A 14,381-nucleotide genomic window follows, 5' to 3' on the forward strand; every position below is an offset into this window, starting at 1 on the left:
CCGCAGCTGAGGGCGAAGTTGGCGCCGGTGGCGAAGGCGGCTTCCGCTGACGTCCGTTCGAGCTTGAAACCGGTCGCTGGCTCAGGATCGCCTCGCCGCCCCAATGGGATCTGCCGAAGGATCCTGGTGTCAAGCATTTCGTTCGGGATCGCCGGCGCGCCGGCAGCGCAGGCCGCCGATCGGCCGCAGGGCAGCACAACCGGGGGAGCGAAGGTGGCAGCGGAATCATCGAACATGACGAAAGCAGTGTGGCGCTGGCGCCGCCTGGGCGGCGTGGCCGTCGCCATCGTGTTGCTGGCTGCGGGCGGCACCTGGCACCTGATGCTCAGCCCCTGGGGCTACGAGCCGCCTGCAGGCCTGGCGCCGATCGAGCAGGGCGTGCCGCATCGTGTGTTCGCCTTCGGTACCTTGCGCAATCCGCTGGTGCGCGGCCTGGTCATCGGCCGCCACGCACCCACCCAGGCGGCGGTGTTGCCAGGCCATGCCAAGGTCGGCCTGGACGTGAGGCCGCAGCCGGGCGCGCAGACCGCGGGCGAGGTCTTCGTGGTCGAGGCCGGGGAACTGCGCCGCCTCGACCGCTACGAACGCCTCGGGCTGCGCTACGAGCGCGTCGAGCTCGAGCTGGAGGACGGTGGCCCGGCCTGGGTCTACCGGCGGCTTGCGCGACCGTGACAGGGGCGCAATGCCTGGCCGGCCTCGAGGCGGAGGGGCGATCTGGCAGAGGAGCGGGGACACGAGTGGGCAGGCACACGAGAAGGCAAAAAAGCCGCCCGGTCTGACCTGGGCGGCATCGTCGCGAGCGCCGGCCGTGCAGGCCCGGCGCTGGCAGGGCGCGATCAGGCAGCCTTGGCGGCAGCCGTGGTCTTGGCCGAGGTGGCCTTCACGGCTTCGACGGTGGCTTCGGTCGCGGCGGCGACGTTGGCTTCGGCAACTTCGGCAACCTGCTTGGTGGCCTTGCTGACGCTGTCATAGACGTCGCTGGACAGGGCCATGGCCGACTTGATGGCGGCGAACACCGGCTCGGAGCCGGCCGGCGCGGTCTTGGCAGCGCGCTCCAGGGTGTCGGCGAAGGTCTTGTTGATCTCGGCGACCTGGGCTTCGAACAGCTTGGTGATCTCCTGCTGCGCTTCGCTGGTGATCTCCTGCACGCTGCGGCCGTAGGCGATGGCCTTGTCGAGCATCGGCTGGGCCAGCGAGGCCTGCAGCGCGATCAGCTCTTGCGGGTTCTTGGCCGACTGCAGGCTCTGGACGGCGGCCAGGCTGTCTTCCAGGGCGCTGCGGGCGGCGTTAACGTTGAGGGCGCTCAGGCGCTCGAACTGGGCGAAGGCCTTGTTGGTCAGCGTGGCGAAGGTCTCGATGCTGGCCTTGTGGGCGGTGGCGAAGTGCTCGCGGGTGGCAATGGCGCTCATGGTGGATTTCCTTGATTGGGTGGTTGAGGGTTAGGGGTGATCGAAGCTCAGGATAAGGCCGCTTGGTAAAAATGGTGCGGCGCAACATGGTTCCAAGTATAGGCCGCTTGTTGCCGCTGTCAAGGCCCGGAGGCTGGGATCGATATGGCCGAGGAATTTCTTGTGCGACGCAGTATATTTGAGCTTGCGCCTATTGCAGACGCATGACGGGACGCGCTTCGTTATGATCCCGAATCGGGCCGTGAGCGATGGTCGGACTTTGCAGGCAGCGGGCGTGGCCCGCCCCGGCCTGCAGCACTTGGGAGACGGTTGGTGCGCAATCCCGTGCGGGAACTGAAGCAGCCCCCGTGGCTGCACACGGCCGAAGGCGGCGTGCGCCGCGTCGGCGTCGAGCTCGAGATGAGCGGCTTGCGGCTCGACGAGCTGGCGGCCTGCGTGGCCGGCTTCCTGGGCCTTGCGGTGCATAGCCGGGGGCGCTACGAGCGGGTGCTCAAGGGCGACCCGGCGGGCGACTGGGTGGTGGAGCTCGATTTCGACCTGCTCAAGCGTCTCGGCCGCGAGGCGCGTGCGGCGGACTCGCTGGCGGGCGAGCTCGAGCGCTCGGCCGAGGAGGCGCTGGCCTGGGTGGCCGAAGCGGTGGTGCCGGTGGAGGTCATCAGCCCGCCGCTGGCGCTCGAACGCCTCGGCGAGGTCGAGGCGCTCGTCGCCCAGCTGCGCGCCGCGGGGGCGAAGGGCACCTCGGACAGCCTGATCAGTGCCTTCGGCATGCAGCTCAACCCCGAACTGCACGACACCGGCGCGCGCTCGATCACCGCCTGCCTGAAGGCCTTCCTGTGCCTGTACGACTGGCTGTTCGCGCGCGCCGACATCGACATCGCGCGCCGCGTCAGCCGCTATGTCGATCCTTTCCCGCTCGACTATGCGCGCAAGGTGATCGCGCCCGGCTACTGGCCCGCGCTCGGCACGCTGATCGACGACTACCTCGCCGACAATCCGACGCGCAACCGCGCGCTCGACCTGCTGCCGCTGTTCCTGTATCTGGATGAGGCGCGTGTGCGCGAGGTGGTGAGCGACCCGCTGGTCAAGCCCCGGCCCACCTTCCACTACCGCCTGCCCGACTGCGACATCCACAAGCCCGACTGGGGCCTGTACCTGGCCTGGAACGACTGGGTGGAGGTCGAGCGGCTGGCGGCGGACGAGGCCCGACTCAAGGGCTGCTGCGCGGCCTACCTCGAGCACCTGTCGCGCCCGCTCGACCGCCTGCTCGGCGACTGGGTCGCCGTGCTGGAGGCCGAGTGGCTTGGCGAGGCTTGAGCGGCGTGCCCGAGAACCTGAAGCCTAGGAGGAACAACACATGAACGCCGTGGTACTGGCGGTAGTCGTCATGGTCGCCCTGTCCATGATGCGGGTCTCGGTCGCCTTTGCGCTGGTGCTGGCGAGCGTGGTCGGCGGGCTCGCGGCCGGCATGCCGATGAACGCGATCGTGCAAGCCTTCAACGAGGGCCTCGGCGGCGGTGCGGGCGTGGCGCTCGCCTACGCGACGCTGGGCGCCTTTGCCGTCGCGCTGTCGCAGACCGGCATCGCGCAGCGCCTGTCGGCGCGGGTGGTCGAGCATGTCAACGCCAGCGGGCGCACGCAGCGCGAGATGGCGGTGGTGAAGTGGGGCCTGCTCGGCTGCCTGATGCTGGCCGGTTTCGCCGCCGAGACGGTGGTGCCGGTGCATATCGCCTTCATCCCTATCCTGGTGCCGCCGCTGCTGCACGTGATGAACCGCCTGCAGCTCGACCGCCGGCTCACCGCCTGCGTCATCACCTTCTCGATCACGATGATGTACATGGCGGTGCCGGTGGGCTTCGGCACGATCTTCCTCAACGACATCCTGATCGGCAACATCAACCAGGCTGGCGCTGCCGAGGGACTGGTGGTGAGCACCGCACAGGCGCCGCTGGCGATGCTGATCCCGGCGCTGGGCATGGTGGCCGGGGTGGCGATTGCGCTCTTCAGCTATCGCGGCAAGCGCCAGTACGCGGACCGCCCGGTCGCCGGCGAGCACCGCCTGGAAGCGGACACCCGCCTGACCCGCCGCCAGATCGCGCTGATCGTGGCCGCCCTGGTGTCGGCGCTGGCGGTGCAACTGTGGACCGGCTCGATGGTGTTCGGCGGCCTGGTGGGCTTCGGCTTTCTGTCGATGAGCGGCGTCATGCGCTGGCGCGATCAGGACGACGTGACCACCCAGGGCATGCGCCTGATGGCGCAGGTCGGCTTCATCATGATCGCCGCCGCCGGCTTCGCCGCGGTGATGAAGGCGAGCGGCGAGATCCCGGCGCTGGTCAGCGGCTCGGTCGAGCTGATCGGCGAGCGGCGCGGCGTCGCCGCCCTGGTGATGCTGCTGGTGGGCCTGTTCATCACGATGGGCATTGGCTCGTCCTTCTCGACGGTGCCGATCATCGCCTCGATCTACGTGCCGCTGGCGCTCGGCTTCGGCTTCTCGCCGCTGGCGGTGATCGCGCTGGTGGGCACGGCGGCGGCGCTCGGCGATGCGGGCTCGCCGGCCTCGGACTCGACGCTGGGGCCCACCGCCGGGCTCAACGCCGACGGCCAGCACGACCACATCTGGGACACGGTGGTGCCGACCTTCCTGCACTTCAACCTGCCGCTGATGGCCGCGGGCTGGATCGCGGCGATGATCCTGTAGCCCGGGGGGCAGGCGCCGGCCGGCGTTCGCCGCGCCGGCGCGCGGACCTGCCTCACGCCGCCGGAGCGAGTGCGCGCAGATCCGCCAGCAGCGCGTCGACGCTGGCGGGCAGGGTGTCCCAGCCGCACATGAAGCGCGCGCCGCCGGCGCCGATGAAGGTGTAGAAGCGCCAGCCGCGCTCGCGCAGGCCGGAAAGCACGAGCGGAGGCAGTTCGCAGAACACGCCGTTGGCCTCGACCGGGAACAGCAGCCTCGCCCCCGGCACCTGCTGCAGGCCGCTGGCCAGGCGCTGCGCCATCGCGTTGGCGTGGCGGGCGTGGCGCAGCCAGGCGTCGTTGTCGAGGATGCCGAGCCAGGGCGCGGACAGGAAGCGCATCTTCGAGGCCAGCTGACCGGCCTGCTTGCAGCGCCAGGCGAAGTCCTCGGACAGCTTGCGGTCGAAGAACACGACCGCCTCGCCGACCGGCAGGCCCATCTTGGTGCCGCCGAAGCACAACACGTCGACGCCGGCGCGCCAGGTGATGTCGGCCGGCGCCACGCCGAGCGAGGCCACGGCGTTGGCGAAGCGGGCGCCGTCCATGTGCACCCGCAGCCCATGCGCGCGCGCGCAGTCGGCGATCGCCGCGACCTCGTCGGGCCGATACACGGTGCCGACCTCGGTGCTCTGCGTCAGCGTCACCACGCGCGGCTTGGGGTAGTGGATGTCGCTGCGGCGGGCGATGACCTCGAGCACCGAGGCAGGCGTGAGCTTGCCGTGCTCGCCTTGCGCGGGCAGCAGCTTGGAGCCGTTGGAGAAGAACTCCGGCCCGCCGCATTCGTCGGTCTCGACGTGGGCCAGCTCGTGGCACACCACGCTGTGATAGCTCTGGCACAGCGCGGCGAGCGCGAGCGAGTTGGCGGCGGTGCCGTTGAAGACGAAGTAGACGTCGCAATCGGTGTCGAAGAGCTGGCGCAGGCGGTCGGAGACCTGGCGCGTCCAGTCGTCCTCGCCGTAGGCGGGGGCGTGGCCGGCGTTGGCCGCCGCGAAGGCCGCCATGGCCTCCGGGCAGATGCCGGCGTAGTTGTCGCTGGCGAAGTGCTGCATGGGATCAGGCGACGTCCTTCAGGTCCAGGTCCAGCGGCTCGCCGCTTTCGGCGGCACAGGCGGCGGCGGTGAAGATGACGTCGGTCGAGGAGTTGAGCGCGGTCTCGGCCGAATCCTGCACCACGCTGATGACGAAGCCGATCGCCACCACCTGCATCGCCACGTCGGCGTCGATGCCGAACAGCGCGGTCGCCATCGGGATCAGCAGCAGCGAGCCACCGGCCACGCCCGACACGCCGGCTGCAGCCAGGCCGGACACGATGCACAGCAGCAGCGCGGTGGCGAAGTCGACCGGGATGTTCAGGGTGTGGGCCGCGGCCAGCGTCATCACCGAGATCGTGATCGCCGCGCCGGCCATGTTGATGGTGGCGCCGAGCGGGATGGAGATCGAGTAGGTGTCCTCGTGCAGACCCATGCGACGGCACAGCTCGAGGTTGATCGGGATGTTGGCGGCCGAACTGCGGGTGAAGAAGGCGGTGACGGCGCTCTCGCGCAGGCAGGTGAGCACCAGCGGATAGGGGTTGCTGCGCAGCTTCCAGAACACGAACAGCGGATTGACCACCAGCGCAACGAACAGCATGCAGCCGACGATGATCAGCAACAGGCGGCCGTAGCCGAGCAGTGCGTCCAGGCCGGTCTCGCCCATGGTGGCGGCGACCAGGCCGAAGATGCCGAGCGGGGCGAAGCGGATCACCACATGCACGATCTTCGACACCGCGTCGGCCAGGTCATTGACCACCTTGCGCGTGCCCTCGCCGGCGTGGCGCAGCGCGATGCCCAGGCCGATCGCCCACGCCAGGATGCCGATGAAGTTGGCCTCCATCAGCGCGCGCACCGGGTTGGCGACCACGTTGAGCAGCAGGTTCTTGAGCACCACGAGGATGCCGCCCGGCGGGTTGCCGGCGACGGCCGGCGCGTCGAGCACCAGCGTGGTCGGGAAGGCAAAGCTGGCCAGCACCGCCACCAGCGCGGCGGCGAAGGTGCCGAGCAGGTAGAGGATCAGCACCGGCCGGATGTGGGTGGGCTGGCCCTGCTTGTGGTTGGCGATGGCCGCCGCCACCAGCACGAACACCAGGACAGGGGCGACCGCCTTCAGCGCGGCGATGAAGAGGTCGCCGAGCAGCGCGACCGACTTGGTGGCGCCGGGTGCGATGAGCGCCAGGGCGACGCCGAGGACCAGACCGATCGCGATCTGGGAGATGAGGCTCAGGCGCATCAGGCGCTGGAGAGCCGTGGGGGTTGCAGTGGTCATGAAGTGTCTCCTCGTGGGTAGGCTTTATGGCAGGTTGATTGCCCGGGTGGGGCGGCGGCTGCGCGCGTGGGGTGGGGCGTTCAGCACTCGGGGAAGCTGACGGCGAGACCGCCGCGGGAGGTTTCCTTGTACTTGTCGAGCATGTCGCGGCCGGTGTCGCGCATGGTGCGGATGACCTGGTCGAGCGAGATGGCGTGCGCGCCGTCGCCGCGCAGGGCGAGCTGGGCGGCGTTGATCGCCTTCACCGAGGCCATCGCGTTGCGCTCGATGCAGGGCACCTGGACCAGGCCGCCGACCGGGTCGCAGGTCAGGCCGAGGTTGTGCTCGAGGCCGATCTCGGCCGCGTTCTCGACCTGCTCGGGGCTGCCGCCGAGCACTTCGGCCAGGCCGGCCGCGGCCATCGCGCAGGCCGAGCCGACCTCGCCCTGGCAACCGACCTCGGCGCCGGAGATCGAGGCGTTCTTCTTGCACAGCACGCCGACCGCAGCGGCGGCGAGGAGGAAGTCCTCGACGTCGCCCGCGCTGGCACCGGGCATGAAGTTCATGAAGTAATGCAGCACCGCCGGAATGATCCCGGCCGCGCCGTTGGTCGGCGCGGTGACGACGCGCCCGCCGCCGGCGTTTTCCTCGTTGACCGCGAGCGCATACAGGTTGACCCAGTCGAGCGCGGCCATCGTGTCGCTGATCAGGTTGCGGCCGGCGGCGCGCTCGCTGAGCTTGCGGTGCAGGGCGGCGGCGCGGCGGCGCACATTGAGGCCACCGGGCAGCACGCCCTCCTGGGTGATGCCGCGCGCGACGCAGGCGCGCATCACCTCCCAGATGTGCTGCAGCGCGGCGCGGGTCTCGGCCTCGCTGCGCCAGGCCGATTCGTTGGCCAGCATCAGCTCGCTGATGCGCAGGCCGTGACGGCGGCACTGCTCGAGCAGTTCGGCGCCGGTGTCGAAGGGGTAGGGCAGCGCCACCTCGGCCTCGGCCGACTCCCCCGATTGCGCCTGCGCCTCGTCGACGACGAAGCCGCCGCCCACCGAGTAATAGGTGTTCTCGTACACCACGCCGCCATCGCCATCCGTGCCATGGGCCGTCAGGCGCATCGCGTTCGGGTGGTAGGGCAGGCTCACCGGCAGCAGGCGCATGTCGCGCGCCCAGTCGAAGGGGATCGTGTGCCCGCCCATGAGCGCGAGCTCGCCATCGAGCTTGACCAGATCGACCGCCTCGACGACGAAATCGGGGTCGACCTCGTCCGGGCGTGCGCCCATCAGGCCGGCCACCACCGCACGGTCGGTGCCGTGGCCGATGCCGGTCGCCGACAGTGAGCCGTAGAGCTTGACCTCGATGCGGCGCACGCGCTCGATGAGGCCCTGCTGCGCCAGCGCAGCGGCAAAGTCGTGCGCGGCACGCATCGGCCCGACGGTGTGCGAGCTGGACGGGCCGATACCGATCTTGAACAGGTCGAGGACGCTGATGGACATGGGGGAACTCCGGTCGAAAATGGGCCTTGCTTTAATTCCGCTAAGCATGAAAATGCTTATCGATGCATGAGTTGCATTGTCCTGCGGGACAAATCGGCCTTCAATCGATAGTTTTTCATCCTCGATTTAGCTTTTCTAAACCATGACCTCGATCGCACCCTCTCAGGTGCACACCCGGCTACGCGTCTTCCTCGCCGCCGCCCGCCACCTGTCCTTCACCCGCGCCGGTGAAGAACTGAACATCACCACCGGCGCGGTGAGCCAGCAGATCAAGCTGCTCGAGGACTGGCTGGGGCAGCGCCTGTTCCGCCGCCTGCCGCGCCGGCTGGAGCTCACCGACGCCGGCAATCGCCTGCTCGCCGCGGTCGATCCGGCCTATGCCGCGGTCGAACTCGCGATCGGCCGCCTGCGCGGCGGCGCGCTGAGCGGCGTGGTGCGGGTGCGTACCCTGCCGTCCTTTCTCGCCACCTGGCTGGTGCCGCGCCTGCCACGGCTGATGGCGCGCTTCCCGCAGATCGAGCTGCAGGTCGAGGCCGAAGACAGCACCTATTCGCTGCGCGACGGCGAGTTCGACCTCGCCATCGACCTCAACGATGGCACCTACCCCGGCTTCCAGAGCACGGTGCTGCTGGAAGAGGAGATCTTCCCGGTGTGCTCGCCGCGCCTGCTCGAGGGCCGGCCGGCGCTGGCGACACCCGACGACCTCATCCACTACCCGCTGCTGCACGACATGACCGCCTGGCGCGGCAGCCCGCCCTACGCCGAGTGGGAGCGCTACCTGAAGGCCATCGGCGCGCAACAGGTCAATGTGCGACGCGGCTACATGTTCAACCGCAACCACATCACCATGCAGTGCGCGATCGCCGGCATGGGGGTGGCGATCGCGCGCCGCACGCTGATCACCGACGAGCTCGACAGCCACCGCCTGGTGGCGCCCTTCGCGCACACGGTGGCCACCGGCAAGCGCTACTGCCTGGTGTACTCGGCCGGCGCGCTCGCCGACCCGCGGGTGGCGACGGTGCATGAGTGGATCGTGAGCGAGGCGCACGGCGTCAGCCGATCATGTGCCCCGGCAGCCACGTGACCAGCCCCGGGAACATGTAGAGCAGGATCAGCGCCAGCACCATCAGCAGGAAGTAGGGCAGCGCATATACCGCGATCGTGGTGATCTGCTTGCCCGACAAGGCCTGCAGCACGAACAGGTTGAAGCCCACCGGCGGCGTGATCTGCGCCATCTCCACGACCACGATGACGAAGATGCCGAACCACAGCGGATCGATGCCGGCGACCTGGATGGTCGGCAGCAGCACCGCCATCGTCAGCACGATGATCGAGATGCCGTCGAGGAAGCAGCCGAGCAGCACGAAGAAGATCGCGAGCGCGAACAGCAGCATGCCGGGCGTCAGGTTGAGCGTGCCGATCCATTCGGCGAGGTGGCGCGGCAGGCCGATGTAGCCCATCGCCAGGGTCAGGAAGGCCGAGCCCGCGAGGATCAGCGCGATCATGCAGTACAGCCGGGTGGCGCCCATCAGGCCGGCGACGAAGCTCTTGCGCGTCAGCGACTTCTGCGCCGCGGCGATGATCAGGCTGCCGATCACGCCGATCGCCGCGGCCTCGGTGGCGGTGGCGATGCCGGAGTAGATCGAGCCGAGCACGCCGGCGATCAGCAGCACCACCGGGATCAGGTTCTTGGACGCGGCAAGCTTCTGCATGAAGCTGCTCTTGAGGTCGGCGGGGGGAATCCTGTCGCGGTTCAGCAGCGACCAGATCACCACCCAGCCCATGAACAGCGATGCCAGCAGGATGCCCGGCAGCACGCCGCCGATGAAGAGCTTGGCGATCGACACATCGGCCGCCACGCCATACACGATCATGATGATCGAGGGCGGGATCAGCAGGCCGAGCGTGCCGGCGCCGGCCAGGGTGCCGAGCACCATGGACTCGGGGTAGCCGCGGCGACCGAGCTCGGGCATGGCGATCTTGCCGATGGTGGCGCAGGTCGCCGCCGACGAGCCCGACACCGCGGCGAACAGCGTGCAGCCGATCACGTTGGTGTGCAGCAGGCGGCCGGGCAGGCGTTCGAGCCAGGGCGACAAGCCCTTGAACATCTCCTGCGACAGCCGGGTGCGGAACAGGATCTCGCCCATCCACAGAAAGAGCGGCAGCGCGGTCAGGGTCCAGCTCGAGCCATGGCTCCAGATGGCCACGGCCATGCCGTCGCCGGGGGCGCGCGTGGTGAAGCCGAGCATGCCGAGCATGCCGATCGCCATCAGGGCGAGGCCGATCCATAGCCCGCCGGCGAGCAGCAGCACCATCAGGCCGACGAGAACGAGTGCAGCAGTGAGTTCCATGATGGCCCCTTATTCCATGTGCGCCATTTCTTCGGTACTGGCTTTGGCCAGGCGCAGTGGCTCGCGGCCGAGGCTGACCTGGACGAAGTCGTCGATGACGGCGATCAGCAGGATCACCGAGCCGATCGCCATCGACAGCTGCGGAATCCACAGCGGCGTGGCGTCGATGCCCTGCGAGATCTCCTCGAATTCATGCGACTGCCAGGCCAGACGCACTGCGTACCAGGCGAGCATGGCGGCCACCACCACGCCGGCGCCGTGCGCAAACCACTCCGCGATGCGGCGCAGGCGCGGCCCGAGGCGCTCGATGACGAGGCTGACGCGGATGTGCTCGCCATGCTTGAAGGTGTAGGCCAGCGCCAGGAAACCGCAGGCCGCCATCGCGTAGCCGGCGTAGTCGTCGGTGCCGGGCAGATAGATGTTGAACGGGCGTGTGAACACGCCGGCGGCGACCATGATCAGGGTCAGGACCATGCCCACGGCGGCAAGGGCGCCGGCCAGGCGGTAGAGGGAATCGAGAAGCGCTCTCATGGCGGTCTCCGAGAAGTGCCGGGGCCCGCGCGAACAGGCCCGGTGGTGCGACGAGGACTTACTTCAGCTTGCGGTAGGCGTCGAGGATGGCCTGGCCGTCGGCGCCGGCCTTGTCGGCCCACTCGGCGGTCATCCTCTCGCCGATCTTGAGCAACTCGGCCTGCAGTGCCTCGGGTGCCGGCTGCACGGTCATGCCGTTGGCCTTGAGCTGGTCGATGTACCAGGCGGTCTTCTCCGCGGAGATCTTCCAGCCACGCTCCTCGGCGGCGGCGGCGGCCTTCAGCAGGGCGTCGCGGCTGGCCTCGTCGAGCGCATCGAAGGCCTTCTGCGACACGAACACGATGTTCTTCGGCAGCCAGGCCTGGACGTCGTAGTAGTACTTCAACTGCTCCCAGCTCTTGGTGTCGTAGCCGGTGGCGGACGAGGTCAGGTTGGCCGACACGACGCCGGTCGACAGCGCCTGGGTGAGGTCGGCGGCCTGTACGGTCACCGGCTGGCCGCCCATCAGCTGGATCATGCGCGCCACGGTCGGGCTGTAGGAGCGGATCTTCATGCCCTTGAGATCGCCGAGGGTGTTGAGCTCGGTCTTGGAATACAGGCCCTGCGGCGGCCAGGCCACCGAGTAGAGGATCTTCAGGCCGTTCTTCGCCAGGCGTGCCTCGACGGCCTCCTTCGAGGCCTGCCACAGCTTCTTCGAATCAGCGTAGCCGGTGGCCAGGAAGGGCACGGTGTCGAGCGCGTAGAGCACGTCCTCGTTGGCCAGCCCGGAAATGATCAGCTCGCCGATCTGTGCCTGGCCGCCCTGCACCGCGCGCTTGATCTCGTTGGCCTTGTACAGCGAGCCGTTGGGATGCACGGTGATCTTGAGCTTGCCGGCGGTGGCCTCATCGACCTCCTTGGCGAACTGCTGGATGTTCTCGGTGTGGAAGTTGCTGGCGGGGTAGGGCGTGGGCATGTCCCAGGTGGTCTGGGCATGGGCGGCGGCAGCGATGCCGAAGCCGGCCAGGGTGCCGGCGATCGCCTTGAGGACGGGATGCGAGAAGGTCATGGCGTGTGCTCCTGAAGTAGGCGAGGGCAGCGCCCTCGAAGTGCTGGTTGCGGGCGGCGACCTGCACTTCATAAGTCACCGTTATTGCAAGATAGAGATTTTCTAGGTATCTTGTCAATAAAACGTAGACGTTTTTTCATCAAAACATCTTCAAAAAACTTGAAACAAGCCAAGGAGACCGTCGTGAGCGAAGTCAACCGCATCGTGTCCTCCCAGCATCTGGTGTCGCCCAAATCGCCGGAGCTGTCGGAGATGGAGTTCGGCCTGATCATCGCCTGGCACGCCTTCGCGCGCTGGATGATGCGCTGCATGACCGCCGCCGGCGTCAAGGACATGACGCCGATCGACGTGCTGGTGCTGCACCACGTTGCCCATCGGGACCTCGACAAGCGCCTGGCCGACATCTGCTTCGTGCTCAATGTGGAAGACACCCACGTCGTCTCCTACTCGCTGCGCAAGCTCGCCGGCCTCGGCCTGGTGCACAGCGCCAAGCGCGGCAAGGAGGCCTTCTTCTCGGTCACCGAACGGGGCCGCGAGGCCTGCATGGCCTACCGCGACGTGCGCGAGGCCTGCCTGATGCCCGGCTTCACCGGCAGTGCCGAGGACAACGCCCGCATCGGCGAGCTGGCCCAGCTGCTGCGCACGCTCTCGGGCCGTTACGACCAGGCCGCGCGCGCGGCCTCCACCTCGTAGTTTCATAAGGGAGCCCTTTCGTGAGCCATCGCATTCTCGACGCCGGCGACGCCGCGCTCACCATCGAGTTCGGCAGCGTCATCGACCCCGCCCTGCTGGCTGCGGTCAATGCGCTCGACGCCGCCATCGGGCGCCTGCAGCAGGCCGGCGCGCTGCCGGGCGTGATCGAAACCATGCCCACCTTCCGTTCGCTGACCGTGTTCTTCGACCCGCTCGCCACCGACCGCGACACGGTGCTCGCCGCGCTGCAGCCGCTGATCGCCAGCGCCGAGCACGGCAGCCCCGCCGACGGCCGCCACTGGCGCCTGCCGGTGTGCTACGAGGGCGAGGCCGCGCCCGACCTCGCCGAGGTGGCCGCCACGCTCGGCGTCGACACGGACGAGGTCGTCGCCCTGCACAGCGGCACCGAATACCTGGTCTACATGCTCGGCTTCCTGCCCGGCTTCCCCTTCATGGGCGACCTCCCCGAGCGCCTGCGCCTGCCCCGGCGCGCCCAGCCGCGCGTGCGCGTGCCCGCCGGCAGCGTGGCGATCGCCACCGGGCTGACTGCCATCTACCCGTGGGAGAGCCCGGGCGGCTGGCACCTGCTCGGGCGTTGCCCGGTGCCGCTGTTCGACGCCCGCCGTGCGTCGCCCTCGCTGCTCGCCGCCGGCGACCGCGTACGCTTCACCCCGGTGAGCGCTGAGGAATGCCGCGCGCTCGAGGCCGACCTCGCCAGCGGCGACATCGACCCGATGCAGTGGCTGGTCGCCGACGCCACCCACGCCGACGCCACGGAGGACGCAGCATGAGCACGCAGACCGAACTCGAGATCGTCTCGCCGGGCGCCTTCGCCTCGCTCCAGGACGCCGGCCGGCAGGGCTTTCGGCGCATCGGCGTGCCCTGGGCGGGCGTGCTCGACCGCCGCCTGATGCGCATCGCCAATGCGCTCGCCGACCGCGACGAGAACGCGCCGGTGATCGAATGCTTCGACGGCGGCCTGCACGTCGTGGCCCACGGCGGCGCGGTCAGGCTGGCGGTGGCCGGCGACGCGGTGGTGGAGGTCGATGGCCCCGACGGCCGCCGCCAGCTCGCGCCCTGGCGTTCGGTGACGATCGCCGACGGCGAAGCGCTGCGGGTGCGCAAGATGGGCAGCGGGCGCATCGCCATGGTCGCCATCGTCGGACTCGCGCTGCCGGCGGTGATGGGCAGCGCCTCGACCTACGTGCGCGCCGGTCTCGGCGGCGTCGATGGCCGCGCGCTCGGCGCCGGCACGCGCCTGGCGCTGAACGACGCCGACCCCTGGGGCAGCGACCGCGTGCTGACCCAGCCGCCCGCCGCCGACGCGCGCCCGATCCGCCTGGTGCCGGGCCCACAGGCCGACCACTTCAGCGCCGCGGCGCTCGACGCCCTGGTGAGCGCCGACTACCGCGTCACCGCCGAGGCCGACCGCATGGGCGTGCGCCTCGAGGGCGCGAAGCTCGAACACAGCGGCGCCGCCGACATCGTGTCCGACGCCACCGTGCCCGGCTCCATCCAGGTCCCCGGCGCCGGCCAGCCGATCGTGCTGCTGGCCGACGCCCAGACCGCCGGCGGCTATCCCAAGATCGCCACCGTGATCACCGCCGACCTCGGCCGCCTGGCCGCGCTGCGCCCCGGGCAGACGCTGCGCTTTGTCACCGTGACCGCCGCCGAGGGTGCACAGATCGCGCGTGCCGCCGAGGCCGAGACGCACGCGCTGATCGCCGCGATCCGTCCGCTGCCGGCCGACGGCGTCGACCTCGTCGCGCTGTACACCGGCAACCTGGTCGATGGCGTGGTGCATGCGCTCGGCGCCGAATACCGCCCGCTTCATTGAGATTCCACGCTA

Annotated in this window: 14 protein-coding genes; 7 read left to right on the top strand and 7 right to left on the bottom strand. The window is 69.3% G+C overall.

Annotated elements, in window-relative coordinates:
- Nucleotides 1-234 precede the first annotated feature (234 nt).
- Complete coding sequence (locus ACMV5O_RS07840) at nt 235-672, top strand: gamma-glutamylcyclotransferase family protein (protein ID WP_416162942.1); 438 nt, start codon at nt 235-237, stop codon at nt 670-672.
- 164 nt (nt 673-836) lie between these two features.
- On the opposite strand, the gene ACMV5O_RS07845 is transcribed toward ACMV5O_RS07840, so the two are convergent.
- Nucleotides 837-1,409, bottom strand: a complete 573-nt coding sequence (locus ACMV5O_RS07845) for a phasin family protein (protein ID WP_416162943.1) — start codon at nt 1,407-1,409, stop codon at nt 837-839.
- Nucleotides 1,410-1,721: 312 nt separating this feature from the next.
- Here ACMV5O_RS07845 and ACMV5O_RS07850 point away from each other — a divergent pair, with 312 nt between their 5' ends.
- Both ACMV5O_RS07850 and ACMV5O_RS07855 read left to right on the top strand, forming a co-directional pair.
- Nucleotides 1,722-2,723, top strand: coding sequence for an amidoligase family protein (locus tag ACMV5O_RS07850; RefSeq protein ID WP_416162944.1), 1,002 nt, complete (start codon nt 1,722-1,724; stop codon nt 2,721-2,723).
- A 40-nt stretch (nt 2,724-2,763) separates the two neighbouring features.
- On the top strand, nt 2,764-4,104 hold the full coding sequence (locus ACMV5O_RS07855) for a Na+/H+ antiporter family protein (protein ID WP_416162945.1): 1,341 nt from the start codon (nt 2,764-2,766) through the stop codon (nt 4,102-4,104).
- Nucleotides 4,105-4,156: 52 nt separating this feature from the next.
- On the opposite strand, the gene ACMV5O_RS07860 is transcribed toward ACMV5O_RS07855, so the two are convergent.
- The 3 genes from ACMV5O_RS07860 to ACMV5O_RS07870 all read right to left on the bottom strand — a co-directional run bounded on the left by ACMV5O_RS07860 (nt 4,157) and on the right by ACMV5O_RS07870 (nt 7,909).
- Nucleotides 4,157-5,188 (bottom strand): threonine aldolase family protein, encoded by a 1,032-nt coding sequence (locus ACMV5O_RS07860; protein WP_416162946.1) that lies wholly within the window; start codon nt 5,186-5,188, stop codon nt 4,157-4,159.
- Between the two features lie 4 nt (nt 5,189-5,192).
- Nucleotides 5,193-6,440: a serine/threonine transporter SstT gene (gene sstT, locus ACMV5O_RS07865; protein WP_416162947.1), complete on the bottom strand. Its 1,248-nt coding sequence runs from the start codon at nt 6,438-6,440 to the stop codon at nt 5,193-5,195.
- An 80-nt stretch (nt 6,441-6,520) separates the two neighbouring features.
- Nucleotides 6,521-7,909 (bottom strand): L-serine ammonia-lyase, encoded by a 1,389-nt coding sequence (locus ACMV5O_RS07870; protein ID WP_416162948.1) that lies wholly within the window; start codon nt 7,907-7,909, stop codon nt 6,521-6,523.
- Between the two features lie 142 nt (nt 7,910-8,051).
- Here ACMV5O_RS07870 and ACMV5O_RS07875 point away from each other — a divergent pair, with 142 nt between their 5' ends.
- Nucleotides 8,052-8,993, top strand: coding sequence for a LysR substrate-binding domain-containing protein (locus tag ACMV5O_RS07875; protein ID WP_416162949.1), 942 nt, complete (start codon nt 8,052-8,054; stop codon nt 8,991-8,993).
- On the opposite strand, the gene ACMV5O_RS07880 is transcribed toward ACMV5O_RS07875, so the two are convergent.
- Genes ACMV5O_RS07880 through ACMV5O_RS07890 form a run of 3 tightly spaced genes read right to left on the bottom strand, consistent with a single transcriptional unit; the run spans nt 8,962 to nt 11,839 of the window.
- On the bottom strand, nt 8,962-10,260 hold the full coding sequence (locus ACMV5O_RS07880; RefSeq protein WP_416162950.1) for a TRAP transporter large permease: 1,299 nt from the start codon (nt 10,258-10,260) through the stop codon (nt 8,962-8,964). The genes ACMV5O_RS07875 and ACMV5O_RS07880 overlap by 32 nt on opposite strands.
- Before the next feature lie 9 nt (nt 10,261-10,269).
- The gene (locus tag ACMV5O_RS07885) at nt 10,270-10,791 is read right to left on the bottom strand and encodes a TRAP transporter small permease (protein WP_416162951.1); all 522 of its coding nucleotides are present in this window, start codon (nt 10,789-10,791) and stop codon (nt 10,270-10,272) included.
- A 58-nt stretch (nt 10,792-10,849) separates the two neighbouring features.
- On the bottom strand, nt 10,850-11,839 hold the full coding sequence (locus ACMV5O_RS07890; protein WP_416162952.1) for a TRAP transporter substrate-binding protein: 990 nt from the start codon (nt 11,837-11,839) through the stop codon (nt 10,850-10,852).
- Nucleotides 11,840-12,022: 183 nt separating this feature from the next.
- Between ACMV5O_RS07890 and ACMV5O_RS07895 the strand changes: the two genes are divergently transcribed.
- The 3 genes from ACMV5O_RS07895 to ACMV5O_RS07905 are packed head-to-tail and all read left to right on the top strand — an operon-like array spanning nt 12,023 to nt 14,369.
- Nucleotides 12,023-12,532, top strand: a complete 510-nt coding sequence (locus ACMV5O_RS07895; RefSeq protein ID WP_416162953.1) for a winged helix DNA-binding protein — start codon at nt 12,023-12,025, stop codon at nt 12,530-12,532.
- A gap of 20 nt (nt 12,533-12,552) precedes the next feature.
- Complete coding sequence (pxpB, locus tag ACMV5O_RS07900) at nt 12,553-13,323, top strand: 5-oxoprolinase subunit PxpB (RefSeq protein ID WP_416162954.1); 771 nt, start codon at nt 12,553-12,555, stop codon at nt 13,321-13,323.
- Nucleotides 13,320-14,369 carry a biotin-dependent carboxyltransferase family protein gene (locus tag ACMV5O_RS07905; RefSeq protein ID WP_416162955.1) on the top strand — a complete coding sequence of 350 codons (1,050 nt, stop codon included), beginning with the start codon at nt 13,320-13,322 and terminating at the stop codon, nt 14,367-14,369. The genes pxpB and ACMV5O_RS07905 overlap by 4 nt, the downstream gene beginning before the upstream one ends.
- Nucleotides 14,370-14,381: the final 12 nt, after the last annotated feature.

The organism is Thauera sp. WH-1 (genome assembly GCF_047806685.1).
GTDB lineage: Bacteria > Pseudomonadota > Gammaproteobacteria > Burkholderiales > Rhodocyclaceae > Thauera.